26 protein-coding genes are annotated in these 25,294 nt (G+C 51.8%); 13 read left to right on the forward strand and 13 right to left on the reverse strand.

Annotated features, from left to right (window positions below; genetic code table 11):
- Positions 1 to 11: 11 nt before the first annotated feature.
- Together O3S68_RS10645 and O3S68_RS10650 are read right to left on the reverse strand one after the other, a co-directional pair.
- The gene (locus O3S68_RS10645) at positions 12 to 353 is read right to left on the reverse strand and encodes a copper-binding protein (protein WP_269231453.1); all 342 of its coding nucleotides are present in this window, start codon (positions 351 to 353) and stop codon (positions 12 to 14) included.
- Between the two features lie 55 nt (positions 354 to 408).
- Positions 409 to 819: a DUF2946 domain-containing protein gene (locus tag O3S68_RS10650; protein ID WP_269231679.1), complete on the reverse strand. Its 411-nt coding sequence runs from the start codon at positions 817 to 819 to the stop codon at positions 409 to 411.
- A gap of 346 nt (positions 820 to 1,165) precedes the next feature.
- Between O3S68_RS10650 and dcuC the strand changes: the two genes are divergently transcribed.
- The 4 genes from dcuC to uspG all read left to right on the forward strand — a co-directional run bounded on the left by dcuC (position 1,166) and on the right by uspG (position 4,570).
- On the forward strand, positions 1,166 to 2,542 hold the full coding sequence (gene dcuC, locus O3S68_RS10655) for an anaerobic C4-dicarboxylate transporter DcuC (protein WP_097400594.1): 1,377 nt from the start codon (positions 1,166 to 1,168) through the stop codon (positions 2,540 to 2,542).
- Between the two features lie 97 nt (positions 2,543 to 2,639).
- Complete coding sequence (gene rna, locus O3S68_RS10660; protein ID WP_020456992.1) at positions 2,640 to 3,443, forward strand: ribonuclease I; 804 nt, start codon at positions 2,640 to 2,642, stop codon at positions 3,441 to 3,443.
- 138 nt (positions 3,444 to 3,581) lie between these two features.
- Positions 3,582 to 3,992, forward strand: coding sequence for a nucleoside diphosphate kinase regulator (gene rnk, locus O3S68_RS10665; RefSeq protein ID WP_017455866.1), 411 nt, complete (start codon positions 3,582 to 3,584; stop codon positions 3,990 to 3,992).
- A gap of 149 nt (positions 3,993 to 4,141) precedes the next feature.
- Positions 4,142 to 4,570: a universal stress protein UspG gene (uspG, locus tag O3S68_RS10670; protein ID WP_017455865.1), complete on the forward strand. Its 429-nt coding sequence runs from the start codon at positions 4,142 to 4,144 to the stop codon at positions 4,568 to 4,570.
- Between the two features lie 81 nt (positions 4,571 to 4,651).
- Here uspG and ahpF read toward each other — a convergent pair whose 3' ends face one another.
- Together ahpF and ahpC are read right to left on the reverse strand one after the other, a co-directional pair.
- Positions 4,652 to 6,217 carry an alkyl hydroperoxide reductase subunit F gene (gene ahpF, locus O3S68_RS10675; RefSeq protein WP_045508936.1) on the reverse strand — a complete coding sequence of 522 codons (1,566 nt, stop codon included), beginning with the start codon at positions 6,215 to 6,217 and terminating at the stop codon, positions 4,652 to 4,654.
- Positions 6,218 to 6,458: 241 nt separating this feature from the next.
- A complete protein-coding gene (gene ahpC / locus O3S68_RS10680; RefSeq protein ID WP_002894394.1) occupies positions 6,459 to 7,022 on the reverse strand; it encodes an alkyl hydroperoxide reductase subunit C in 564 nt (187 codons plus the stop codon).
- A gap of 367 nt (positions 7,023 to 7,389) precedes the next feature.
- On the opposite strand from ahpC, the gene dsbG reads away from it, so the two are divergent.
- Positions 7,390 to 8,136, forward strand: coding sequence for a thiol:disulfide interchange protein DsbG (gene dsbG, locus O3S68_RS10685; RefSeq protein WP_269231454.1), 747 nt, complete (start codon positions 7,390 to 7,392; stop codon positions 8,134 to 8,136).
- A gap of 40 nt (positions 8,137 to 8,176) precedes the next feature.
- On the opposite strand, the gene O3S68_RS10690 is transcribed toward dsbG, so the two are convergent.
- The gene (locus tag O3S68_RS10690; protein WP_269231455.1) at positions 8,177 to 9,337 is read right to left on the reverse strand and encodes a pyridoxal phosphate-dependent aminotransferase; all 1,161 of its coding nucleotides are present in this window, start codon (positions 9,335 to 9,337) and stop codon (positions 8,177 to 8,179) included.
- 116 nt (positions 9,338 to 9,453) lie between these two features.
- On the opposite strand from O3S68_RS10690, the gene O3S68_RS10695 reads away from it, so the two are divergent.
- Genes O3S68_RS10695 through O3S68_RS10705 form a run of 3 tightly spaced genes read left to right on the forward strand, consistent with a single transcriptional unit; the run spans position 9,454 to position 11,293 of the window.
- Positions 9,454 to 10,068 (forward strand): methylthioribulose 1-phosphate dehydratase, encoded by a 615-nt coding sequence (locus O3S68_RS10695; protein WP_045508930.1) that lies wholly within the window; start codon positions 9,454 to 9,456, stop codon positions 10,066 to 10,068.
- Entirely contained in the window at positions 10,065 to 10,754 is a 690-nt protein-coding gene (gene mtnC, locus O3S68_RS10700) for an acireductone synthase (RefSeq protein ID WP_269231456.1), read from the forward strand. Before O3S68_RS10695 ends, mtnC begins: the two co-directional genes overlap by 4 nt.
- A complete protein-coding gene (locus O3S68_RS10705; protein ID WP_269231457.1) occupies positions 10,751 to 11,293 on the forward strand; it encodes a 1,2-dihydroxy-3-keto-5-methylthiopentene dioxygenase in 543 nt (180 codons plus the stop codon). The genes mtnC and O3S68_RS10705 overlap by 4 nt, the downstream gene beginning before the upstream one ends.
- Before the next feature lie 93 nt (positions 11,294 to 11,386).
- On the opposite strand, the gene O3S68_RS10710 is transcribed toward O3S68_RS10705, so the two are convergent.
- The 3 genes from O3S68_RS10710 to O3S68_RS10720 all read right to left on the reverse strand — a co-directional run bounded on the left by O3S68_RS10710 (position 11,387) and on the right by O3S68_RS10720 (position 14,003).
- Complete coding sequence (locus O3S68_RS10710) at positions 11,387 to 12,262, reverse strand: DUF4435 domain-containing protein (RefSeq protein ID WP_269231458.1); 876 nt, start codon at positions 12,260 to 12,262, stop codon at positions 11,387 to 11,389.
- Positions 12,263 to 12,264: 2 nt separating this feature from the next.
- Positions 12,265 to 13,491, reverse strand: a complete 1,227-nt coding sequence (locus O3S68_RS10715) for an AAA family ATPase (RefSeq protein WP_269231459.1) — start codon at positions 13,489 to 13,491, stop codon at positions 12,265 to 12,267.
- Positions 13,492 to 13,775: 284 nt separating this feature from the next.
- Positions 13,776 to 14,003 (reverse strand): helix-turn-helix domain-containing protein, encoded by a 228-nt coding sequence (locus tag O3S68_RS10720; protein ID WP_269231460.1) that lies wholly within the window; start codon positions 14,001 to 14,003, stop codon positions 13,776 to 13,778.
- Between the two features lie 107 nt (positions 14,004 to 14,110).
- On the opposite strand from O3S68_RS10720, the gene O3S68_RS10725 reads away from it, so the two are divergent.
- The 5 genes from O3S68_RS10725 to O3S68_RS10745 all read left to right on the forward strand — a co-directional run bounded on the left by O3S68_RS10725 (position 14,111) and on the right by O3S68_RS10745 (position 18,039).
- Entirely contained in the window at positions 14,111 to 14,365 is a 255-nt protein-coding gene (locus O3S68_RS10725) for a helix-turn-helix domain-containing protein (protein WP_017455853.1), read from the forward strand.
- Between the two features lie 80 nt (positions 14,366 to 14,445).
- Complete coding sequence (locus O3S68_RS10730) at positions 14,446 to 14,556, forward strand: type II toxin -antitoxin system TacA 1-like antitoxin (protein WP_269231680.1); 111 nt, start codon at positions 14,446 to 14,448, stop codon at positions 14,554 to 14,556.
- Between the two features lie 160 nt (positions 14,557 to 14,716).
- Positions 14,717 to 15,289 (forward strand): DUF1349 domain-containing protein, encoded by a 573-nt coding sequence (locus O3S68_RS10735; protein WP_269231461.1) that lies wholly within the window; start codon positions 14,717 to 14,719, stop codon positions 15,287 to 15,289.
- Between the two features lie 436 nt (positions 15,290 to 15,725).
- Positions 15,726 to 17,264 carry a methyl-accepting chemotaxis protein gene (locus O3S68_RS10740; protein ID WP_269231462.1) on the forward strand — a complete coding sequence of 513 codons (1,539 nt, stop codon included), beginning with the start codon at positions 15,726 to 15,728 and terminating at the stop codon, positions 17,262 to 17,264.
- 322 nt (positions 17,265 to 17,586) lie between these two features.
- Positions 17,587 to 18,039 carry a lysozyme inhibitor LprI family protein gene (locus tag O3S68_RS10745; RefSeq protein WP_020456977.1) on the forward strand — a complete coding sequence of 151 codons (453 nt, stop codon included), beginning with the start codon at positions 17,587 to 17,589 and terminating at the stop codon, positions 18,037 to 18,039.
- Positions 18,040 to 18,112: 73 nt separating this feature from the next.
- Here O3S68_RS10745 and O3S68_RS10750 read toward each other — a convergent pair whose 3' ends face one another.
- The 5 genes from O3S68_RS10750 to O3S68_RS10770 form a co-directional block, all read right to left on the reverse strand.
- Entirely contained in the window at positions 18,113 to 18,373 is a 261-nt protein-coding gene (locus O3S68_RS10750) for a hypothetical protein (protein WP_269231681.1), read from the reverse strand.
- 41 nt (positions 18,374 to 18,414) lie between these two features.
- The gene (locus O3S68_RS10755) at positions 18,415 to 18,687 is read right to left on the reverse strand and encodes a MafI family immunity protein (RefSeq protein ID WP_045508918.1); all 273 of its coding nucleotides are present in this window, start codon (positions 18,685 to 18,687) and stop codon (positions 18,415 to 18,417) included.
- Positions 18,687 to 19,022 carry an SdpI family protein gene (locus O3S68_RS10760; RefSeq protein ID WP_020456974.1) on the reverse strand — a complete coding sequence of 112 codons (336 nt, stop codon included), beginning with the start codon at positions 19,020 to 19,022 and terminating at the stop codon, positions 18,687 to 18,689. Before O3S68_RS10760 ends, O3S68_RS10755 begins: the two co-directional genes overlap by 1 nt.
- Positions 19,023 to 19,192: 170 nt before the next feature.
- Entirely contained in the window at positions 19,193 to 20,938 is a 1,746-nt protein-coding gene (locus O3S68_RS10765; RefSeq protein WP_269231463.1) for a ShlB/FhaC/HecB family hemolysin secretion/activation protein, read from the reverse strand.
- 16 nt (positions 20,939 to 20,954) lie between these two features.
- Positions 20,955 to 25,142 (reverse strand): beta strand repeat-containing protein, encoded by a 4,188-nt coding sequence (locus O3S68_RS10770; RefSeq protein ID WP_269231464.1) that lies wholly within the window; start codon positions 25,140 to 25,142, stop codon positions 20,955 to 20,957.
- Positions 25,143 to 25,294: the final 152 nt, after the last annotated feature.

Genomic DNA, 25,294 nt, shown 5'->3' on the forward strand with positions numbered 1-25,294 from the left:
GTTGCCCCCGGTTAGCGTTGCGGCGTTAATGAAACGAGCTGGTAGCCGTTTTCGCTTTGAACAAAGCTGAACTCGACCTTATCGCCCACGTTCACCGGTGCAAACGTGCTGCCTTTGGCCAGGGCAAACTGCATGGTCATTGGCGGCCAGTTCAGCGCGGGAATAGCGTGATGGGCAATAGAAATCGCATCGGGGGTAATTTTCTTGATAACGCCCTGGCTTTGATAGGTCGGCGCTTGAGCGTGCATGGCACCATGCGAAGACATATCGTGCATTGCGGGCATATCTTCCGCGTAAGCGGCAAGGGAGAAAAACAGCACGCCAGAGAGCATGCAAAGAAGAGAAGAAGGCATAATAAAACTCCTGTTAAACAATGAAATTAATAAAATTCAATGGATTAACAGGTTTTTATTCACGGAACCGGCAAAAACGAATCGTTGCCGGCGGGCCTATCGCGGGAGGGGTTAACGACCATCCGTCATGCGCGACGGGGGAACAAACAGGTTCAGCGACCACCAGCGTCAGCGAAACGGGCAGCGCTATCAGTGAAGCATTATCGGTATCTTTTTGCGCCAGATCCGGTACACAATGCTTTTCACACAGCGGCGTTTTCATCATGTCCATATGCGGCGCGCTGTCCGACATCATCATTCGATGGTCCATATGCTGAACCATCACATGTTCACCCTGCACGCTGACACTGCAGTCATGGGAAGCGAGCGCCACCTGGCTTTGAATCAGCAGCCAACCAAACGCCAAAAGCAGCATCAATAGATGCCGCTTAATAAAGCGCAATCGGTATAGCCAGCCTGCGTGCATAACGTCGCCATGGGTGAAAGGAAAGTAACGGCGAGTATAAGCAGCATTATTTTTAATTTTAAAGCGTTTTTTAACTAATTTACGCCCGGAAATAAAGCGCAACCGAAACCGTTAAATTCATTAACTTACCAGCACCTTTTAAATAACAAATTTATCATTTCCTATTAATCCCAATTATTGCTTAAGCAGTATTAATTAAGTGGGGTGATAACAATTTGACGCGATTATTCGCTCAACACATCGCTTTGTTGATTTTAATCATCTACCCGCTGGCTATTATTCGGCACATTGCGTTGCCAGTTTTTTTACTTACTTTTTATTCAGGTCAACCTCCGGGGCCAACAACATGTTATTAACACTCATTGAACTGCTGATAGGCGTGGTGGTGATTGTCGGCGTGGCGCGCTACATCATCAAAGGCTACTCCGCCACCGGCGTGCTGTTTGTCGGCGGTCTGGCGCTATTAATTGTCAGCGCGCTGATGGGCCACAAAATATTACCAGGCAGCGCCACCAGCACTGGCTATAGCGCTACCGATATTGTCGAATACATTAAAATCCTGCTGATGAGTCGCGGTGGCGATCTCGGTATGATGATCATGATGCTGTGCGGGTTTGCCGCTTATATGACCCACATCGGCGCCAATGATATGGTGGTGAAGCTGGCTTCGCGGCCGCTGCGCTTTATCAACTCGCCTTACCTGCTGATGATTGCCGCCTATTTTGTCGCTTGCCTGATGTCGCTGGCGGTCTCTTCCGCAACCGGCCTTGGCGTGCTGTTGATGGCAACGTTGTTCCCGGTGATGGTCAACGTCGGTATCAGCCGTGGTGCGGCGGCAGCCATTTGTGCTTCTCCGGCGGCAATCATTCTTTCGCCCACCTCCGGTGACGTAGTGTTGGCCGCGAAAGCCGCAGAGATGCCGCTTATCGACTTCGCGTTTAAAACCACCCTGCCCATCTCTATCGCAGCGATTATTGCCATGGCGATTGCCCACTTTTTCTGGCAGCGCTACCTGGATAAAAAAGAGCATATCGTCAGCGAAATGCTGGATGTGAAAGACATCACTACCAACGCGCCCACCTTTTACGCCATTCTGCCGTTTACGCCGATTATCGGCGTGCTGATTTTCGACGGCAAATGGGGCCCGGAACTGCATATCATCACCATTCTGGTGATTTGTATGTTGCTGGCGGCAGTGCTGGAATTTTTACGTGGTTTCAATACACAAAACGTCTTTTCCGGGCTGGAAGTGGCTTATCGCGGTATGGCTGACGCGTTTGCTGGCGTGGTGATGTTGCTGGTCGCCGCCGGGGTTTTCGCCCAGGGGTTAAGCACCATTGGTTTTATTCAGAGCCTGATTTCGATTGCCACCTCGTTCGGTTCAGCGAGCATTATTTTGATGCTGGTGCTGGTCACGCTGACCATGCTGGCGGCAATGACCACCGGTTCCGGTAACGCGCCGTTCTACGCCTTTGTCGAGATGATCCCGAAACTGGCGCACGAATCCGGTATCAACCCGGCTTACCTGTCGATTCCAATGTTGCAGGCATCCAATCTTGGTCGCACCATCTCTCCGGTTTCCGGCGTGGTAGTTGCCGTGGCGGGGATGGCGAACATATCCCCGTTTGAAGTGGTAAAACGGACTTCGGTACCAGTGATCGTCGGTCTGATTGTGGTGATCATCGCCACCGAAGTATTAGTCCCGGGTGTCGCAGTACATTAATTTATAAATGCCATTTATGAAAAAGCGCCTGCCCGGCGCTTTTTTTATGGTTTAATAACGCATGGCAATTACCCGGATACATCCATCAGGAACCGATATGTTTATAAAGGGATTCTTCACCTGCGCAAGCCTTGCCGCAACGCTGTTCTCCGTCGCTTATGCCGCACCGCTCAAGCCCACACAGTATGGTGACTTTGACCGCTATGTTCTGGCGCTCTCCTGGCAAACCGGTTTTTGCCAGAGCCTGCATGCACAAGGTCGCAATGAGCCCGATGAGTGCCGACCGCAAAAAGAACCCGCCAACAAAGCCGATTATCTGACCGTGCATGGCCTGTGGCCTGGCCTGCCGAAATCCATCGCTGCGCGCGGTGTCGACGAGCGCCGCTGGATGCGCTTCGGCTGCGCTACACGCCCGATTCCAAACATGCCGGAGGCGAAAGCCAGCCAGAAATGCGCCGCGGCGGAAACCGGCCTGTCGCTGGAAGTTGCTAATAAACTCAACGCCGTGATGCCGGGCGCGGGCAGCACCACCTGCCTTGAGCGTTATGAATACGCCAAGCACGGCGTCTGTTTTGGCTTCGATCCGGACGACTATTTCGGCGCGATGGTACGCCTGGACACAGAAATCAAACAGAGCGCGCTCGGCCAGTTTCTGGCGGAAAACTACGGGAAAACCGTCACCCGTGACGCATTCAACGCCGCCGTCGCGAAAGCCTACGGCGATCAAAGTGTGAAAGCGGTGAAGCTGACCTGTAGCGGCAACCCGGCGTGGCTGACGGAAATGCAGATCGCCATCAAAGCCGGGGCGATAAATGCACCGCTCGCAGCCACCTCTTTGCTGCCGCAACCGCACCCCGGCAACTGCGGAAACAGCTTCGTGATTGATAAAGCGGGCTACTGATAAATCATAATTCCGGCAAATGTGCGCGGCATCACTTCACAGCGCGCTGCCGTGTCAGTATTATCCCCTTTAGACAAACCCTCGCTGCCAGTCGGCGAGGGTTTTTCTTTGGATCAATCACCTGACATGGAGTACCAGATGTCCAGACCTGCCATTATCATTAATGAGCGAGACGCCGAGCGCCTCGACCGTCTGCTTGAGCAGCCCGCTCACGCTAACCTGCCGGTCGCGGATGCGCTAAATGAAGAGTTGGATCGCGCCCAGATGTGCGCGCCAGAAGCGATGCCACATGATGTGGTGACGATGAACAGCACGGTAAAATTCCGTGAGCTGAAAAGCGGTGAAGAGCGCGTGCGCACGCTGGTTTATCCGGCGAATGTGACCGACAGCGCCAGCCAGCTTTCGGTGCTTGCGCCTGTCGGCGCAGCGCTACTGGGTTTGCGCGTTGGCGATACCATTCACTGGGAACTACCGGGCGGCACCACCACCGACCTTGAAGTGCTCGAACTGCTGTACCAGCCCGAAGCCGCAGGCGATTTCATGCGCTAAGCCCCGCCCTGCGTTGTTATGCAGAGGATGCGCCCGCATCCTCTTTCCGTTCCCGCCCGTTTATTCTTCAGATTTGCCATCCAGGCAGCAAAATATTCCTCCCGTTTATGATTCAATCAGAAGGACATAATCTACAGGGAGAAACGTTTATGTATCAGACAATCATTATGCCGGTCGATGTTTTCGAAATGGAGTTAAGCGACAAAGCCGTGCGTCACGCTGAATTTCTCGCGCAGAGTGAAGGCGTTATCCATCTTTTGCATGTACTACCCGCCTCCGCCAGCCTGAGTCTGCACCGTTTCGCCGCTGATATACGCCGTTTCGAAGAGCATCTGCATCAGGAAGCGCAAACACGCCTTAGTACCATGATCACGCACTTTCACATTGATTCTTCACGCATTCATGTTCATGTCCGTTCTGGGAACGTGCGCGATGTGGTCAATGAGTTAGCCGAAGAGTTGAACGCTGATATGGTGGTGATTGCCTCGCGCAATCCGTCCATCTCCACTCACCTGCTCGGCTCGAACGCCGCGAATATCGTGCGCCACGCGCACATTCCGGTGCTGGTGGTCAGATAAAGACGCTCTGGCGTAAAAAAAAGAGGCTACCAAAGGTAGCCTCTTTACATTTGCAGGTATTGTTTACTTTCTTATTTTTGCTTACGCAGTTTTCGTGCGGATAAGGTAGTCAAAGGAACTCAGAGAGGCTTTGGCACCTTCACCCGTGGCAATAATGATCTGTTTGTACGGCACCGTGGTGCAGTCACCGGCGGCAAACACGCCTTTCACGCTGGTTTCGCATTTCGCGTCGATAATAATTTCGCCCATGCGGTTGCGCTCAATCGCGCCTTCCAGCCAGGTGGTGTTCGGCAGCAGACCAATCTGCACAAAAATCCCCGCCAGCGCCACGCTGTGAACATCGCCGCTCACACGATCGCGGTACTCAAGACCGGTCACTTTGCTGCCGTCGCCTTTCACTTCGGTAGTTTGCGCATTCAGAATAATGTCGACGTTTTTCAGGCTGCGCACTTTGTCCTGCAACACCTGGTCAGCTTTCATTTCCGGGGCGAATTCAAGCAGTGTTACGTGCTCGACAATCCCCGCCAGATCGATCGCCGCTTCCACACCGGAGTTACCACCGCCGATCACCGCCACGCGCTTGCCTTTAAACAGCGGGCCGTCGCAGTGCGGGCAGTAAGTCACCCCTTTGGTGCGGTATTGATCTTCGCCCGGCACATTCATGTTGCGCCATTTCGCGCCGGTGGCAATGATAATGCTGCGCGCTTTCAGTACCGCGCCGGACGCGGTTTCAATCTGGTGCAGACCGCCTTCCACCGCCGCCGGAACCAATTTGCTGGCGCTCTGGCTATCAATTACATCGACGTTGTAATCCGAGACGTGCGCTTTCAGCGCGCCCGCCAGTTTCTGGCCTTCTGTTTTCGGCACAGAAATGTAGTTTTCAATATCAACAGTATCCAGTACCTGGCCGCCGAAACGCTCGCCCATCAGGCCGGTACGAATGCCTTTACGCGCTGAGTAAACCGCCGCCGCCGCACCCGCCGGGCCGGAACCGACAATCAGCACGTCGTAAGCGTCACGCTTGTTCAGCTCTTCCGCCGCGCGTTTTTCCGCACCGGTATCAATTTTGGCGACAATTTCGCTCAGCGTCATACGCCCCTGACCGAACTCCTGGCCGTTAACGAACACGGCCGGCACCCCCATCACGTTACGATCGGTGATTTCGTTCTGGAACGTACCGCCATCAATCGCCGTGTGTTTAATACGCGGGTTCAGCACCGCCATCAGGTTCAGCGCCTGCACCACGTCCGGGCAGTTATGGCAGGAGAGCGAATAGTAGGTTTCAAACTCAAAATCGCCATCCAGATCGCGGATCTGCTCAAGCAGCGCCTGCGCCTCTTTTGACGGATGACCACCGGTCCACAGCAACGCCAGCACCAGAGAAGTAAATTCGTGCCCCAGCGGCGAACCGGCAAAACGCGGGCCGTTATGCGAGCCAGGGTTAGTGATCAGGAACGACGGTTTACGCACCGCCAGGCTGTTGTCTTCTTTAAAGGAGACCTTGTCTGACAGTTCAGCGATTTCGCCCAGCAGCTCTTTGATTTCTGCCGATTTCGCGCTGTCATCCAGCGTAGCAATCAGCTCAACAGGTTTAGTCAGTTTCTCAAGGTAGGCCTTGAGTTGGGTTTTCATAGTAGTGTCGAGCATAACGTTCTCCCTTAAAACATCATCATGCAAGCCGAATTGTTTAAGGCTGCATCAATGCAACTTGCATCATGGTGCTGAATAAAACGGGCACCCAAAAGTACCCGTTTGCCAGATAATTTCCCCAGTATTTCGCGCCAGAGCAAGGCGGCTAGCCTGAGAGTCCCCGGGAGCTTACACCAGTAAGTGAACGGGGCGAGCAGGCGACGCCAACGCCGCTATGGCGTGAAAGACGACAGGAAATTTAGATTTTACCAACCAGATCCAGGGACGGAGCCAGCGTCGCTTCACCCTCTTTCCATTTCGCCGGGCACACTTCACCTGGGTGAGAAGCCACGTACTGTGCTGCTTTGATTTTACGCAGCAGGTCAGATGCGTCGCGGCCGATGCCTTCAGCGGTGACTTCGATAGCCTGGATGATGCCCTGCGGGTCAACAACGAAGGTGGCGCGATCGGCCAGACCTTCATCTTCACGCATGTTGTCGAAGTTACGGGTCAGGGCGCCAGTCGGGTCGCCGATCATCGCGTATTTGATTTTCGCGATGGTTTCGGAGCTGCTGTGCCACGCTTTGTGGGTGAAGTGGGTATCGGTGGAAACAGAGTAAACGTCCACGCCCAGTTTCTGCAGCTCTTCGTAGTGGTCAGCCACGTCGCCCAGTTCAGTCGGGCATACGAAGGTGAAGTCAGCCGGGTAGAAGAAGAAGACGCTCCAGCGGCCTTCGGTATCTTTCTCGGTTACTTCGATGAACTCACCGTTTTTGAACGCCTGGTTTTTAAAAGGTTTAATCTTGGTATTAATTAAGGACATCTATACTTCCTCCGTGTTTTCGTTGGGGTGTAAGTTAACGAACTTCGATTGATTCAGCCAATGCGTTTGCTTTATCAAATCAATAAGTGTTAGCTAACAACCCGCAACGAGCAACCTTGTGAACGGCTGAATTGCCAAAAGTAAAAAGGCCACCGCGACGGGTGGCCTCGATACCTGAAATACCCGTGGGTAACTTCAGCGCCAGCAAGCTGGCTTTGCGTTGCGCTCATAACCTGTTGGTCATCAAGCGTTGTTGATTACACCACTGCGGGCACGTGAGGACAATGCCTTGCCCGGCGGTCTTACCGATGGTTGTGATAGGTTTTCTCTACCCTTGCTCTTTCCCACTGTTTTTATAAGGATTTTTATGCTCAAGCGCCTGTTAATGCTGACCCTGCTACCGCTGACTCTGCACGCCGAAGAACTGCCTGCGCCGGTAAAAGCCATTGAAAAACAAGGCATCACCATCATTAAATCCTTCGACGCGCCGGGCGGCATGAAAGGCTATCTCGGTAAATATCAGGAAATGGGCGTCACCATTTATGTCACGCCGGACGGCAAACACGCTATCTCCGGCTACATGTACGACGATGCAGGCACCAACCTGAGCGAAAAGCTGATCGCCAAAGAGATTTACGCCCCGGCAGGCCGTGCGCTGTGGCAGCAGATGGAAAAAGCCGACTGGCTGCTGGATGGCAAAAAAGAGGCACCGCGCGTGGTGTACGCCTTTGCCGACCCGTATTGCCCGTACTGCAAACAGTTCTGGCAGCAGGCACGCCCGTGGGTGGAGTCCGGCAAAGTGCAGATCCGCACGCTACTGGTTGGCGTGATCAAACCGGAAAGCCCGGCAGCCGCAGCAGCGATTATGAGCGCGCAGGATCCGGCAAAAAGCTGGCACGACTTTGAGCAGTCGAACGGCAAAATGGCGTTGACGTTACCGAAAAGCGTACCGCCGGAAATGATGAAAAAGCTCAACATCAACCAGAAAATCATGGATGACCTTGGCGCGAACGCCACGCCTGCCATTTACTACATGAATGAAGACAATGTGTTGCAGCAGGAAGTCGGTTTGCCGGACGCGGAAAAACTGAACACGATTATGGGCGAGAAATAAAAGCAGTCACGGCGGCGCAGGCAGCACCGCCGTTAACCTGTTACAGCTTACACAGGCGCTCTGCCGCCGCCAGCAGCGTCGATTCCTGCTTCGCGAAGCACAGACGAATCAGTTTGTGCGGGAAAGGATCGGCGCAGAACACCGACAGCGGGATCGCCGCCACGCCAACTTCTTTGGTCAGCCACTGGCAGAAACTCACATCGTCCAGATCGGAAATCGCACTGTAATCCGCCAGCAGGAAGTAGGTGCCTTCGCACGGCAAAATCTCCAGCTTGCTGCGGCTGAGTGCATTGACCAGCACATCGCGCCGCGCGCGGTAAAACTCCGGTAGCTCACGATAATGTTCCGGCTCGGCGCGCAGCATATCCGCCAGCGCCAGTTGCGCCGGAGTATTCACCGAGAACGTCAGATACTGATGTACCTTGCGCAGCTCCGCGCTGATGGCGGCAGGCGCCACGCAGTAGCCCACTTTCCAGCCCGTCATATGGTAGGTTTTGCCAAATGACGATACCGCCACCGCCCGCTCGCGCAATTGCGGATGCGCCAGCACGCTGGCATGTCCCTCTTCGGCAAAACAGATGTGCTCGTAGACTTCATCGCTCAGCACATAAATTTCGTGTTCGGCAATCGCCTGCCACAACGCAGCGAAATCCGCCTTTTGCCACACCGTCGCCGACGGATTGTGCGGCGTGTTCAAAATCACCAGCCGCGTGCGATCGCTGAGCAGCCCCGCAAACTGCTGCCAGTCGACGCGAAAATGCGGCGGTTGCAGCGCAATGCGTTTCAGCACCCCGCCGGAAAGCTCGACCGCTGGCGCGTAACTGTCATAGCTCGGATCAAAGCAGATCACCTCATCGCCCTGGCGCACCAGCGCAGTAATCGCCGCGTACAACGCTTCGGTCGCCCCGGCGGTGACGGTGATATCGGTATTCACATCCGGTTTATGCCCGTACAGCGCGGCCGTTTTATCGGCAATCGCTTCACGCAGCGCCTGCACACCGGTCATCGGCGCGTACTGATTCGCCCCCTGCGCCACATGAAACGCCAGCCGCTCCTGCAAATAGCGTGGGCCGTCGAAATCCGGGAAGCCTTGCGACAGATTAATCGCCTGGTGCTGCTGCGCCAGGGCGCTCATTTGCGTAAAGATGGTGGTGCCAAGCGCGGGAAGTTTACTTTGTGGAATCAGTGCATTATTGCTCATTATTTGCTGCCTGCCTGTGATACGCGTGTTGCCGCCACTATAACACGATGCTAGTATTTGGCAATCAAGACGCTTAGACGTCTATACGATAACAATATTCCTTATAAGGAAGGGTGATGACAGACAACCTGCAACTCCAACAACTCGTTGCCGCCTGCCACTGGATAGGCGCAAAAGGCTGGGCACCCGCTACCGGCGGGAATATGTCCGTGCGCCAGGACGCCGACTGGTGCTGGCTGAGCGAATCCGGCAAAGACAAAGGCAGCCTGACCACGGCGGATTTTTTGCAGGTGTCGATTGCCGATAACCATGCTCCTTCCGGCCGTAAACCCTCGGCGGAAACTGGCCTGCACACCTTGATTTACCGCCTCTACCCGCAGGCCAACGCAGTGCTGCACGTCCACACCGTGAACGCGACGGTGCTGTCTCGGGTAGAGAAATCCCCTGCCCTGCTGCTGAACGGTTTTGAGATGCAAAAATCCCTGAGCGGCCAGACCACGCACCTGGACACCGTGCCTGTGGCCATTTTCGACAACGACCAGGATATCGACGCGCTGGCGGCTCGCATCGCCGACTATGCGCAGACCCATCCGCTGCGCTATGGTTTTCTGCTGCGTGGCCACGGGCTAACCTGCTGGGGGCGCGATGTCGCCGAAGCCCGCCGCCACCTGGAAGGGCTGGAGTTTTTATTTGAATGCGAAATGCAGCGTCGCCTGCTGGAGAGACCATGATCCGCGCTATCGTTACTGATATTGAAGGCACCACCAGTGATATCCGCTTTGTGCACAACGTCCTGTTCCCTTACGCCCGCGAACGCCTGGCGGCGTTTGTCACAGCCGAGCAGTACAACGAGCCAGTGAGTACGATCCTGGATAACCTGCGGGAAGAGATCGATCAACCACAAGCCAGTACCGCCGAACTGATTGACGTGCTGTTTGCTTTTATGGATGAAGATCGCAAATCAACGGCGCTGAAAGCGTTGCAGGGCATCATCTGGCGCGACGGTTATGTGAACGGCGATTTCAAAGGCCACCTTTACCCGGACGTGTTGCCCCAGCTTGAGAAATGGAAAGCGCAGGGTATTGATCTGTATGTATATTCTTCGGGCTCGGTGGCGGCGCAAAAACTGTTATTTGGCTACAGCGACGAAGGTGATATTACTCCTCTGTTCAGCGGGTATTTCGACACGCTGGTTGGCGCGAAACGCGATGTGCAGTCGTACCGCAATATTGCTGCGCAGATTGGGCTGCCGCCCGCGTCCATTTTGTTCCTCTCCGATATTCATCAGGAGCTGGACGCCGCCGAAGCGGCAGGTTTTCGCACCACGCAACTGATTCGCGGCGATGATGACGCAGCCAGCCATCATTACCAGGTTCCCTCTTTCAGCAACATTAAGCCGGAGCAGATCCCTTCATGAGCGCACTGACGATTTACACCGATACCGATGCCAGCACGCCGGTGTGGCACAGCACCGACGCCACAGAGATCCAGCAAAAACTGAACGCCAAAGGTGTGCGTTTTGAACGCTGGCAGGCCGACCGCGATCTCGGCGCAAACCCGATACCGGAAACGGTGATCACCGCTTACCAGCACGCCATCGACAAACTGGTGGCCGAGAAAGGTTATCAGAGCTGGGATGTGATCAGCCTGCGCGCCGATAACCCGCAGAAAGAGGCGATGCGCGCCAAGTTTCTCAATGAACACACTCATGGCGAAGATGAAGTGCGCTTCTTTGTGGAAGGCGCGGGCTTGTTTTGCTTGCACATCGGCAGCGACGTTTACCAGGTGCTGTGCGAGAAAAACGACCTGATTTCCGTCCCCGCCGGAACCCCGCACTGGTTTGATATGGGCTCAGAGCCGAACTTCACCGCCATCCGGATTTTTGATAATCCAGAGGGGTGGATCGCGCAGTTTACCGGCAGTGAAATTGCGGGTGGGTATCCACGGTTGGGTTAAGCTTTTTTTATTCTTCCAGAAATAGCTGTAATTAAATATTGCAATAAATTATCTTTAGAATGTAAAGGCATAGACAACTATGCCTTTATTACATTAACCTACTAACCTTAATTCACCCTCATATCTCTGTAGGATTTTTTTTATTTTGCTGTATAAATTAGTCTGTTCGAAATGTTGCGAGGAATAATAAAGCCGAAGATTTCTTTCTATTTTATCCTGATTAATGTTTTTGTCATTTGTAAAAGCGCCTTTATAAAGTTTACTTAAAACATTCGTAAAATCATGTCCATTGCAGATATGGAGTATATCTACCGCTTTACTTTTATATTCATCGTAAAGTCTCAATATATAATCTCTATCTATTTCTTTTTTATATCGCCTCAATACACTATCGATAAAAGCGTTTTTATCAAAAATTATTCTAAAATCATTGAAATGCAAAAAAGGTTCTACATCTAAGTTCGCAAAATTAAAACCAAAATCATGCTCAGCATTTATCCATTTCAAAATACCAATATGATAACAAATATCAAATATATTCCTTTCAATTTCTGATATTAGAGTGTTTTCATCAATATGTTCATAACTTTTTGGGTTTGTGTATTCGAAGAAAAATCTCCTCATAAAACCGCAGTTAATCATCATAACTTCAATATCATGAAAATCGGTTAGAACTATATCTTTATAAGTTCGTTGTAATATCAAATCGAAATCTGCATCACATACTCCATAGACTTTATCATTACCTGCTTCACGTAATTTACGTACAGATTCAATAACCGAAATCTTACCCTTACAAGGTGAGTCATAATGAATAGAATTATGAAGTTTCATACATTTAAAAAAACTTATATCTGTTCTACCCTCCACTACAATTAATATCTTCCCAGAATATTTCTCACTTTTGAATAAGAGCATCATTGAACCAACCCAATCAAGTTCTGTCGTACTCTCTTTTAATGACTTCATAATCAAATCCCCTCCCCACTCATATCAAACAAGTCATGAGTAAGATCCCAGCGGGTGTTTATTATCGTAGGTGAGTGCGTTGCAATTAACACATTAATTGGCTTATTAATTTTTTGTATTTTACTTACAGCTTCAAGGAAACTTTTTTGCCAAGCAACGTGAAGGGAAATCTCGGGCTCATCAATCAGGATTACTGTCTTTTCTTTAGGTTTAAAGATCATATCATAATAAATTATGACCTGATTTTGCTCTCCGGAAGATAAACTATTTAAGGGAATAATTTCATTCTCATTACCTTCTTCAACAAAATAAAAACCTCTTTCTTTATTAACTTTGATTTTTTTAAACGATAAAACACTATCACTAATTATATTGACAAATAAATCTATTTTTTTATACAAATCAGCATACGGCTCAAGTTTTTTTAATGCATCGGCAACATATAAATTCAGTACCTCACCGTAAGCCGCAGAAATTTCCGAAGAAAGGAAATAATTAGATGAAAAGCCATCATCAGACTCAATTAGTTCATATTTTAGTAGATCATCTTTTATATCCTGCAGTCCCCTAAGCCTTTCCGAAATATTTACGTATCTACTTCCACCCACTGAATTTTCTATTTTTTCAAAAAGCCTAGTCGGAAAAGATGAATCTAATTTCTGAGAAGTGATCGAAGCATTTAATGAAACTTTCGCCATTCTTTTTCTTAGTTCTTCCGCTAATTGACTTATTTTATTTTTTTTTGAATCCAAATCTTGCAGTCGCTGAGCTTTAATAAAAATAGATGTAACATCACCAAAGTATGACAAAAAAACATCTGGTTTTAACCCTAAAAATTCATTTTTTGTATCAAGACTTCTTAGACGCAGTTCTATTTTCTCTCCTTTATCATCTACATAGTAGATATCCTTATCATTAGATATCTCTTCATTTATATGCTCAACTGTTACTCTATCTGTTTTTAAATCTGACAAAGTTACCATTAAATTTGTATAATTTCTTTCAATACTTATTGAGAGGCCACCAACAAATGATAAATAAATCGATTTGAATTTTATACTAGATAAGTTCTTGAAATCGTTTTTTAGGATAGAATCAATTATCCTTAAAAGCATTGTTTTACCATAACCATTTGGCCCAGTAATAATGCTTATATCTTGTGACTCCAAAATAAGGTTGTAATCTAAACGTCCAAACAACCCTTTAACAATCATAGCCTTTATAGACATTCCTTATGACCTCTATGATCTGATGAATACTATCATTCTACGTATAACATATATATTTCCTAAAATTCATCACTACATCACACTCTTTAATTTGAGGAAAATAATTGTTAACCGTAATGGTAGCATGACTATTTCTGCACAAAAGAAAACTTATTATATTCGTATTATCATATTTCGCTAGCATTGTCATTGCCGAGATTTTAGAAATTGATGTTTTATCATATCGATAGCATTATTTTTTAATAATTATATACCAACCTAATAATACACCATAGAAAATATAATCAACGAATATTGTTTATGACTTTACTTGGCTCGATTCCCACCAATCTCGCCAAATGTACAAACTCCACCACATCTAATCTTCTTTCACCACTCTCAATTTTGGCGATAAAGGATTGTGGACGACCGAGCGCTTCGGCAAGCTGCGCCTGCGTCATTCCTCGTTCTTTGCGAGCTTTTTTGAGGGCGATGATAACGCGTTGGTACTCTTCTGAATAAACAGAGGCCATAAAATCGATTCCTTGAAAAATATCCTGAAATCGAATATCTATCGGTTGCCTTTTTATCCCAAAACAGGATAATTGAGCACATAACAACCACGTGTAAGGAGGACACAATGGAAGATCAGAACTGGCATCCAGCAGATATCATTGCCGCATTGAAAAAACGTGGCACCAGTCTGGCGGCGTTGTCTCGCGAATCAGGATTATCCTCATCAACATTGGCGAACGCACTGTCGAGACCGTGGCCAAAAGGTGAGTATTTAATCGCTCAGGCACTGAATATAGCGCCGGAAACGATATGGCCAGATCGCTATAGGGATCAAAAAGGAAACAAAATTGAACGTCGCTTTCGCAAAGCCTTTCGTTGATTATGCTTTATAAACAAAACCTTATTGGTTTAACCCCTTGCTCTCTTCCACTTGAGGGGAGAGCAAAATACGCTAAGCTGATGCTGAATGAAGATTCTTGGTATCGGGTGATTAACGCCATTGAAAATCCCCCCGATCCCAATGAAAAACTCAAGCAAGCAGCCAAACGGCTGTCGAAGATCAAATCCTGAGGGGTGATTCCCTCTTTAAATTGATAGCTTCCCTTCACGAAAAAATTACCAGCCTGACCATTTTGCTACCATTATCAAACTTCCCCGCGGCCCGCACTGGCAATCTCGACCGCCACCGGCGACACTCTTTAAGCCGCCAGCACAGATAAAGGAGCGAAACATGACGGGTGATTTTTACTGGATTAACGAACCGCAGCAGTGGCGTGAAACGCAGGGCAAAATGGAAGTGGTCACGGATGGCAGCACCGATTTCTGGCGCAAGACCTGGTACGGGTTTGAGCGCTTCAGCGGCCACGGTTTTGTGCGCGATGTGACGGGTGATTTCACCTTCCAGGTACGGATTCAGGCGCGTTTTTCCGAGCTGTATGACCAGGCGGGCGTGTTGTTGGTCGCGGACGAACAGAACTGGCTAAAAGCCGGGATTGAGTTTAACGATGGCGCGCCCGCCATCGGCAGCGTGCTGACGCAGGGTTATTCAGACTGGGCGACCGGTATTTTCCCCGGTGACGCGGGCGATTTCTGGCTGCGCCTGAGCCGCAAAGGCGACGCGCTACGGCTACAATACTCCACCGATGGTCACATCTGGCCGCTGCTGCGGCTGTGCCATTTTCCCCACTCGCGTTGCACGGTTGGCATGATGTGCTGCACACCGGAACGCAGCGGTCTGGAAGTCGTCTTTTCTGAAATGGCGCTCACGCCGCTGCTGGAAAAAGATCTCCACGATCTGAGCTAGGTTCACCAGAATATCAGCGCCTCAAGTACAACGCAGGCAGTCGACGCGTTATTGACGTTACAGGCTGCCTTACCCAGCCAGGCCGAGAAAAATACCCACTCATAAATATCTTTTTCTAATAATTTCGTTGATAAACTTTTTCTTGCGCTACACATTATTTCAGCTTTACTAAACTCACGCGTTAAATAGTGGTAAAAATACACAATATATTATTCACTCAATAACAACACGCTTTGAATATATTATATAGACAATACTCTTAGTCATTTCATTAAAAATTTAGCGCTTGTATTTAAAGGTTATTTTCCAGAACACTTACCAAGCTAATGAAAAAGTAAAACTCACCTCTCTTTTTATTCATTTCGCTATGAAGGTTTCACTTTAGTCGCCGATAAAAATAGTGTTCCCCTGGATATGGAAAGTACCTGAGGCTGTTATGACCATTCTTAAGAAATTATTAGTCGTGTTTGCTATAACATTTGTTGCCATGATTGTGCTCGGTGGTCTTAGCATCCGGGCATTAGATAATGCGCAATCACGTTTCGATTACGTTGTGGAAAATAGTTTACCGAGTATCAGTAAGCTCAGCGAGGCGCTCCAGCACCGCGAAGAGGCGCGTCGACAAATCCTGATGTCACTGTTGGTCACCGATGAGGCAGTGTTTACCAAACATATGGCGCAAGCGAAAGATGAGCTAAATAAAACCAACGAGATATTTAAATATTATCGTGAAAAGCTTATTAGTGACGACATTGATGCACAGCAATTAAAAAAGACGCAAGATTCCTTTGATGACTATTTGCAAAAAGCAGAATCCATGGTTGGTGTTTATCACAGCGAAGGTGTTGAAGCGGCTCGAAAAATGGTTTCTGATGGCGGTATAACTGCCAATGCCTCTGTTGCTCTGAGCGCAAATATTAAAGATATGTTGACTCATAATTATAATATTGCTGCTAAATACGCCGAAAATAACCATGCACAATATATCAATACTTTTTGGCTATTAGTGGGAACCATTATCTTTTTGCTGGCGTTAATTGCCGTATTTGCTTCGTCAATTCTGAGCTATTTAAACAAGGGTTTAAAAAGCCTGCAAAAAAGTATGGAAACCATCAGCAGCACGCTGGATCTGACGCTTAAAGTTGATCTGCATAAAAAAGATGAACTGGGTGCAACTGCCAGCAGTTTTAATAACCTGATGGAGAAAATCCGCGAAGTGTTGAGCAGCGTAAAAGATGCCAGCAACGAAGTGGATGTCGCGGCGAGCGAGATCGCCAAAAGCAATGATGACCTGTCATCCCGCACCGAATCGCAGGCCTCGTCGCTGGAGCAAACCGCCGCCAGCATGAACGAATTGTCAGCCACGGTGCGCCACAATATGGATAACGCCCAGGAGGCGAACGCCTTTATTGGTCGCGTACAGTCAATGGTGAATGAAAGCCATCGTGAGCTGAGTTCCCTGCAAAAATCCATCGACGATATTTCCGCGTCTTCGGCGAAAATCTCTGAAATCACCGACATTATCGACGGCATCGCCTTCCAGACGAACATCCTCGCGCTCAACGCAGCGGTGGAAGCCGCCCGTGCCGGTGAGCAGGGCAAAGGCTTTGCGGTGGTGGCCGGCGAAGTGCGATCGCTCTCGCAGCGTTCCTCGGTGGCGGCACGTGATATTCGTGGTTTAATCGATGAAGCCATCAAGAATGTCGGTCAGGGCGTCAGCTATGCGGCCAACGTGACCACGCGGATGAACGAGGCGCTGGGCGCGGTTGATGAAACCACGGTACTGATTAATCAGGTGAATAACTCTTCAACCGAGCAGAGCCACGGTATTGAGCAGGTTAACGTGGCGGTCAGCCAGATGGAGGGCAACCTGCAGCAGAATGCCGCCATGGTTGAAGAGATGGCCACCGCCGCGAACTCACTCAGCCACCAGGCCGGTAAACTGCTTAACGATGTAAACGCCTTTAAGCTGTAACCCATCATTGTCAGGCAAGTGCCCCCTACGCACTTGTCTGACAATCTTACCTCTCTCCGGCCTTCCTCGATAAATCCCCCAAATATTTACTTCTGATGCATTCCCCCTGAAACTGCTTAGCAGCAGTGCCAGACTCTGCTTTGCAACGCAATACAAACAGAAAATCACACAGGCCTACTTTGACATGGTATTGCGGGGCGCTGGGCCATAAAAACCCTGGCGGTTTGCGTAGCTAAAACGATAAAAAAATCGTTGAGTTAATTCGTAAGCGTGGTTTTTATATAGCCTTTGAAGAGAACTGAAAAAGGATTAGCCTTCTGCCATGCAAATCATAAAAATTGCACTTGTCATCGTATCGCTATCAATTTTCAGTGCGGGTGCCATCACGCTTGATTCAGGCAAAGCTATCCAGCAATGCCTTACACTGCCTGCCTATGGTGATGAAAAAAACCAGACACAATGCAAAGAGGACTTAAAAAATAAATCAGAAAAATCACTACAAGAAACAATCACTAAGATAAAAACACGGATAAACAACGATTACGATACGCCCTATCACCTTAATGATCCTGAAGGCAGTGAGATAAAAGATCTGTTTTGGGAGAGATTTAATAAATCTCAACAGCTTTGGATCGCATCACGAAATGAGTTCTGTGCAGCGTCAGCGTTATTAGTTGGCGAGTGGGCGGCAAGTCAGGATGATTTACAGACGCAATGCATTATTAATCAAAACACTGATCGCGAGCAGTTATTAAAAGCGACCTATATAAAATAAGCTGCCAGGCACCTTTATGCCGGAGTATTTTTTCTGTCGCAGGAAATAAATCTGGTGGTGATCTTCCCGGCTTCTACAGTAAGCCTAACGCTTCCGGTAAATGGCTAATAAACGCGGTTTTATCGGCTGGATAGTACCGCGATAACTCAATAAATATCGCCGTCAGGTGATGTTTATCATCTGCGTTTAATGTTTGCAGTTCAGCGGCGACCTGCTCCAGCGCGTTGATGGCGGCGTCCTGATCCAGTTGGTTTTCATCGGTGAACTCAAGGAAAATAGCCAAATCGGCGACCACCTTCGCCAGCGCAATTTCACAACGTGTTGGCAATTTCACCTCTCCTAATGGATGCATTTTCAGTTTTTTCGGCGCAAATATCACAAAGCGGAACCGCCTTCTTTAACTATCAGCGCTTTCATATGTTCAATACTGAAACCACCCCATTTACCGCCGTAGTCGTTAAAAATCTCTACGGCAAGGCGGTACTCCTCTTCGCTGATGGGCGCGTCTTCTTCGACGATATAATCGCAGATTGTTTCAAATGCTAAGCCGCTTTCACCGAAATCGACATATTCAATGGCAAAGCGCAGTTTCTCTGCATTCACGCGGCCAGCAAAACGCGCACCAAAGGTTTTAATGCCCTCGCGCATTATGATCCTCTTTTTTCCCGCGATTCGTTGACCAGCGCGCAAACCACCGGCACAGATACCGCCAGCAAAAACAGCATGATGCTGATCATTGCGTTACCCGCGTTCTCACGCCAGTTACCAAGCAGCGCCGAAAGCAGAAAAAATCCCACACCGCAGAGCAGCATCACTTTGCCAAAAAGGCGGTTTGCCCGATACCAGGCCGTGTCATCCCGCAAGGTTAGCGCGGTGCGCACACCGTAAAAACGATTGGGTTTGATACGTTGTCGCGCCAGCGGAATCGCAATCGCCATTAGCACCAGCATCCCAACGCTGAGGGAGAGAAAGATGTCGTTCATTGCAGGCTCCTTATGCTGAGCAGACATACATTCCGGACGTTTGTTATGGCAAAACATCATGTGCCCGACAACGGGATAAAGCAACGGCTATCCCTTGAGCGGGATCGCGCATATGTTTAGCGGAGAGATAGAAACCCGCACACCGGACGGTGCACGGGAAAGTGCGAGGCTTAGAAGAAGGTCAGCAGGCTGAGGTTAAAGCGGTTGTCCTGCGATTCGCCGCTTTGATTGCCGCGCGCGTACTCCAGCGTTAGCAAGGCGCTGTTCGGGCTCGCGGCCTGGCTGGCGCTCAGGCGCAAACCGGCACCGTACGCGCTACCGTGCACCTCTTTTTTCTCCAGCGCCGTCGGTTTTGCCTGGCTTACCGAACCCAGCGAACCGAAGACGTATGGCATTACCGCGCTGCCAAAGTCGGGTGCCCAGGAGAACGCACCCAGCGGCTGCGGTAAGCCAACTTCAGCACGCGCGGCCAGGGCGCTATCTCCGCTGACTGTGCCGGAATCAAACGCCGACAGCCAGCTGCTGCCGCCAAGTGAAGCCTGCTCAGAGGACGGCAGGGCCTGGTCAAACGAGGTTTGCGCCAGGCCAGAAAGGGAGAGTTGTACTTTGCCATCCACCAGCGGCTGGCTGTAGTTCATGGTCAGCTCCAGTTTCTGGAAATCGGGATCGGCACCGTTTCGGCTCATCGGCAGATCGATGGTGCCGTGGCGTGCGCCCAGACCATCGATACCAAAAGAGGCTGTCAGGCTGGAGGCGAAACGCGCGTCAAAATCGGTGGTGTAATCCATCGACTGTGCCACGCGTACAATGCGCAGATGATCCTCGGTAAACGGCACGTCGGTGTTATTGAACTGCAAGTGCTGCGTTTCGTTTTGCACATCCAGCGACAGCAAAGTCGAGGTGTTAAAATCACGCGCACGCACCCAGTGGTAACCCAGGCGTGTCGACAGGCGCTGGAAATGATCGCGCGAGGTCAGCCCGCTGTCGGTTTTCGGTTTGGTGCGGCTGTCCACCCCTTCGACGTTCATCCACAAACCATCTGTGCCAAGCGGTACAACCACGCCAAGCGCCCACTGGCGGTTACGCGGCTGCGTATCCGTAAACGGGTTATCGCCGCGCGGGTAACCGTTCAGGCGCGCGTATACCTGCTCGCCAAAACCCGTCAGGTTATTAAACTGCCCGCCAAGCCCGAGTGAGTATTTACCCAGTTCGTCAGAAAGGCCGTTATCAAAGGTGACCAGCCCGGCAAGCGGATCGTAGCGACCATCAACAATCAGCACCGTTGAGCCCGGTTTGCTGCCCGGTTTGAGGGTCGATTTCAACATCACGCCCGGCGTGTCACCCGCCAGCAGCAAACGCCGCTCGAGCGCTTTACGGGTTAAATGTTTCTCGCCCACCAGCGGTTGCAACAGGCTTTCCACCCGGCGGCGCGCGGTGTCCGGCAGCGCAGAGGCATCCACTTTTTCCACGTAACCGTCGGTTACCACCACGCGCAGCGGCGCACCATCTTTGATTTGTTGCGGCGGCAGGCTGACGCGCGCCAGCAAGTAACCCGCTTTGATGTAGGCGGTTTCCAGTTCCTGCGCGGCGGCAAACAAATTCGCGGCAGAGACGCGGCGGCCTTTGACGCGCGATTCAATGCGCGCTGTTTCGCTCGCTAACTGCGGAAAACCGCCTTCAACCAGCAGACCGGCTGGTGTGACAAACAGTTTTTCCGCGCCGTTCGGCGCAGTAAGCCCGGTGGTGGCAGGCAGCGTAATGCCGCCGCCGGTGTGCTGCTGAACCGGCGCATAAGAGGGTTGCACCAGTTGGCCGGCGCTGGGAGCCGCAATGGCGGCTCCTGCGTGTAAGCTCGCGGCGATACTCAGGCTCAGCAATGTCGGTGCTAAAAGTGAAGAGTGTGAAAATAAACGCATGAGTTATCTCTTATTTTTACTTGCCGGAGCAGGAAAGGGCTAAATCGGCGCCCATGGAACAAACCGCACCCGCCAGGCGAGGATCCGCCGTGGCGATAACCGCGTTATCCGCGCTACCAGCGCTGCTGGCATCATGGGTCACCAGCATCGTGTTACCGGTTAACTGACGCGTCACATCCTGCGCAAAGACACGGTTGCCAATGGTGGCGGCTAACGGCGTCGCTACCGGTGTTGATGTCGGAGTCGGGGTTGGCGTCGGAGTTGGCGTGCCCGGCTGGTCATTTACCACAAGCGTACCGTCGATATAGTTGATGGTGTAATTACCCAGCCCGTTACCGGTGGCATTGGCGGCAATCACCGCGTAGCTGCCCGCAATGGCGGTGCTGTCTGCGCCATCACTGGTGACATCCACGTGCGCGATCGCATCGCTGTTCAGCAGGCCGCTGGCGCTATAGCCCAGTTGCGCAGTACTACCGACCGTTTTGCTGCCGCTATTCGCGGTGATGGTCAGTGCAGCAGGTGTCACGTTCAGCGTGCCGTTGTAGCTAATAACGTAGTTGGTCAAACCGCTGCCGGTTGCACCGCTACCATTGATGCCGTAACTGCCAACATTAGCCGTCGCCGCTGCACCTGCGCTGCTCAGCGCCACGCCGGTCACCGTGTCGCCATTGAGCAGGCCGAGCACGCTGTAATCGCTCAGGCTGATAAGGTCGCCGTAGGTTTTGCTGGCGTTGCCGGCGTTGATCACCAGTTGTGCCGGCGTCACGTTCAGCGAGCCTGCGCCGTAGCTGATGGTGTAATTCGACAAGCCGCTGCCGTTCGCATTGCTGGCGTTGATGGCATAACTGCCTACGCCTGCGGTGATGGCGGCCCCTGCGCTGTTAAGGGCGACATTCGTTACCGTATCGCCGTTTAACAAGCCCACAATGCTGTAGCCACTTAGGTTCGCCGCATCGCCATAAACCTTGCTGGCGTTCGCGGCGGTGATGGTCAGCGTCGCGGGTGTGACGGTCAGGTTGCCGTTGCGATAGACAACGTTGTAGTTGCCAAGCCCGGTGCCTGTCACGTTGCTGCCCACAATGCTGTAGCTGCCAACGTTAGCCGTGGTGGCAAAGCCCAGGCTGGTATAGGTCAAGCCGTTCACGGAATCGCCATTGACCAGGCCTTGCGCGGAGTAATTCACACTTCCCGGAAACTGACCATACACTTTGCTGGCGTTAGCCACGTTAATGGTCAGCGTAGCTGGCGTCACCGTGGCGCCAACGCCCACAATGCTGGCTGGCTGCCCGTTGGGTTTAAGCGCGCTGACACCGGTGGTATCCAGCGCATAGCTGCCGACGTTATCGGTGCTCCTAAGCCCGTTCGTCAGGCTACCGCTGATGGCGTTCCAGAAGCCAGCACCGTAGTAAGTTGTAATCGGATTCGCGCCATAGATGGCGGTTTGCGCCACGCCAACAATGCCGGACACGCCGAACAGCGCCGGCATGGCGGAGCCAGTGGCCGGCGCCCAGGCTTTATTATCCAGCCCGATAAAACTCGCGCTGTTGTTCATTTGCGCGGTGGTTAAACCGGTGATCGCTTCCGTACCGTTGGCACCGCGCCCAATGCCTGCCGCGACGTTATCGCTATTCCAGTAGAGGTTACTCTGCGTTCCGCTACCGCTTTTGGAACCCACCACCCCGCCAATCGCGCTGGGTGTGGAGGTCACGTTGATGGTATTGGTTGCAATGCTATTGCTGATCGTTCCGGTGTTACTGCCCGCCAGCCCACCTGCCTGCGCGTTCAAACCGGCGTTAATCACGCCGGAGGAGTAGACGTTGTTGATACTCCCGGCGTTATTACCGGTCAGCCCGCCGACATAACCAATCGCACCGCCCATCCCGCTGCCGGTAACGCTACCGGAAACGTAGCTTGCGCTAATCGTGCCGCCCGCCATGTTGTAGCCGGTCAGACCGCCGACATACTGCAAGCCGTTGCCGCTGGTGCCGGAGAGATTCAGGGAGCCGTCGAAATAACTTTGCGTAATGTTTTTGCTGTTCTGCCCGACCAGACCGCCCCAGTAAGACCAGTTAGAGCTGTTCGTCGCGCTAATTGACGCCCCGGAACGGCTGTAGGAGATCTGCCCGGCGTTGTTACCCACCAGCCCGCCCATGTAGGCTGTGGCATCGGACGAGCGGGTCAATGAGCCAAGCACCGTAGAATAGGCGATAGTGCCGGTGTTGTAGGCTGCCAGCAGTCCGGCGTAGAACGGCGATGTCGAAGACGCGGTGAGCTGCGCCGAGTTCAGCCCCATGTTGCGGATGGTGCCGGTGTTATAGCCAAACAAGCCAACATAGGTATCCGCACTGTTAATGGTCAGGCTGGAGATGGTGTGCCCAAGCCCCGTGAAGATGCCGCTAAACGGCGCACTGGACGAGACGCCAACCAGTGAAGAGGTATATGTGTTGCCAATAGCAAGAATGTTTTGCGCCAGCGCGTATTTGCCGCCAAGCCCGGTGCTGTCAATGGCATCGAGATCCGCCATCGTGCGGATCAACGTGTAATTCTGCCCGCCAATGGTCAATGAGGCATTTGCGCCAGGTATTGTTATCTGTTTGCCGGAGAGCAGCGTGTAATCTTTGCCGATGCCATAGTTCAGCGCCAGGCCCGCATTCGCTCCCGTCGCCGAGATATTACCGTTAAGAATGATGTTGCCAGCCGCCGCCAGCGTTAAGGTGGTGTCGGTCGTCCAGCCAAGGTTCGTGGCAAGCGTGATGTCGCCATTCTGGCTGCCGGTCGAGCCGGTGGACACCGTGACGTTGGCGGTCGAGAGCGCGTTTTGTAACGTGGTCACGTTAATAACACTATCATCCGCGCTGGCGCTAAAACCGGAGCCACTATCCGCCGCCGAGGAGATGACCACGTTATGCGGATCGAGCAGCAGATTGCCGAATTTGCCGCTTTGCGCAGAGAGATCGGTGCTGCCGCTATAAGCCAGTTTGGCTTTGCCGGAGACTTCCGCTTCGCCACCTTTACCGGTGCCCGCGCCGCGTGCGCTGATTTTACCGCTGAAGGTTGTCTGGTTATCCGACCACACCACCACATCGCCGCCATTCCCCTGGGCTGTCGCATCAGCGGTGATACGGCTGGCGCTGTCAATGTATGTATCCGTGGCGCGTTGCGTGCTGCCTTTGCCCTGACGCTCGCCGCCAATGTTAATGTTACCGCCGCCGGTTTTGCCGGAAGCGTCCACTTTCGCCCCCGCCAGTGTAATGTTATCGCCGGTGACAGTGATTTTCCCGCCTGCGCCGTCGCCCGATTTCGCGCTCAGCGTGCCGGAAAGCACTACATTGCCGCCTTCACCGCCGCCAATGACGATGGAGCCGTTCTGGCCGCTGACGCTGTCGGCTTCGACCACGCCGCTCAGGTTGATGGCGTTACGCGCCGCATTGCGCGCCGTGGCGGCTGTCATCACCACCGAGCCGCCCTGTGCCGACACCGTGCCGCTATTTTGGATCAGCGCCTCTTTCATGCCGGAATTACCCGGTACAGCGACCTGCAGGAAGCCATCGCCGGAGAGATCCAGGGTGGCAGATTCGCCCGCGCCCAGCCCCACTTTGCCGACCGGGACGTTGATTAAGCCGTCGTTTTTGACGTTGCCGCCAATCAATGCGGCATAGCCGCCGCGACCAACGCTTATCACGCCTGCGTTGCTCACTTCAGCCGATGAACCGTTGCCGGTGAAGACGCGCTTCCCTTTGAGGAAGTCTTCATCTTTGATGTCCAGCGTCGAAGCAACAAAGCCGCCGCCGGTTTTCACCGTGCCACCCGGTGTAATGGCGATACCGTTCGGGTTCACCAGGTAGACCTGACCATTAGCCGTTATCGAACCGGCGATGGTGGATTTTGTTGTGCCAGTGACGCGGTTAAGAATGGCGGAAGAGCTGCTCGGCTGAACGAAATCGACCGAATTGCCCTTGCCGACGGAGAAACTGTTCCAGTTAACGATCGCCGTGCCGGAGTGCTGGTTCACCGTGACGGCGGAACCATTTTGCCCAATGGAGACCTGCCCCGCCGCGACATTCGCACCGGTGGGCAACTCGCCCGCCAGCGCGGGGGCTGCGCAAAGGGCACTGACAAACAGCGCGATAAAACGTTTTGTAAAAACCGGTGGCGTATTACTGCCCTGGTGCTGAGCTGAAGAACGGCAAAACGATGATGTCATGAGCATCATTCCTGTGATGGCAAGAAGAGTAATGGGGTGTTTACTCGCAAGCTGCTCTTTGCAGAGCAACGTTACATCCCTTGCAGATCAACAGGTCTGAACTGTCGCTATCGCAGAATTATGTAAATGCGCCGTAACAATAAGGTTATCGT

The organism is Kosakonia sp. SOY2 (assembly GCF_027109175.1).
Classification (GTDB): domain Bacteria; phylum Pseudomonadota; class Gammaproteobacteria; order Enterobacterales; family Enterobacteriaceae; genus Kosakonia.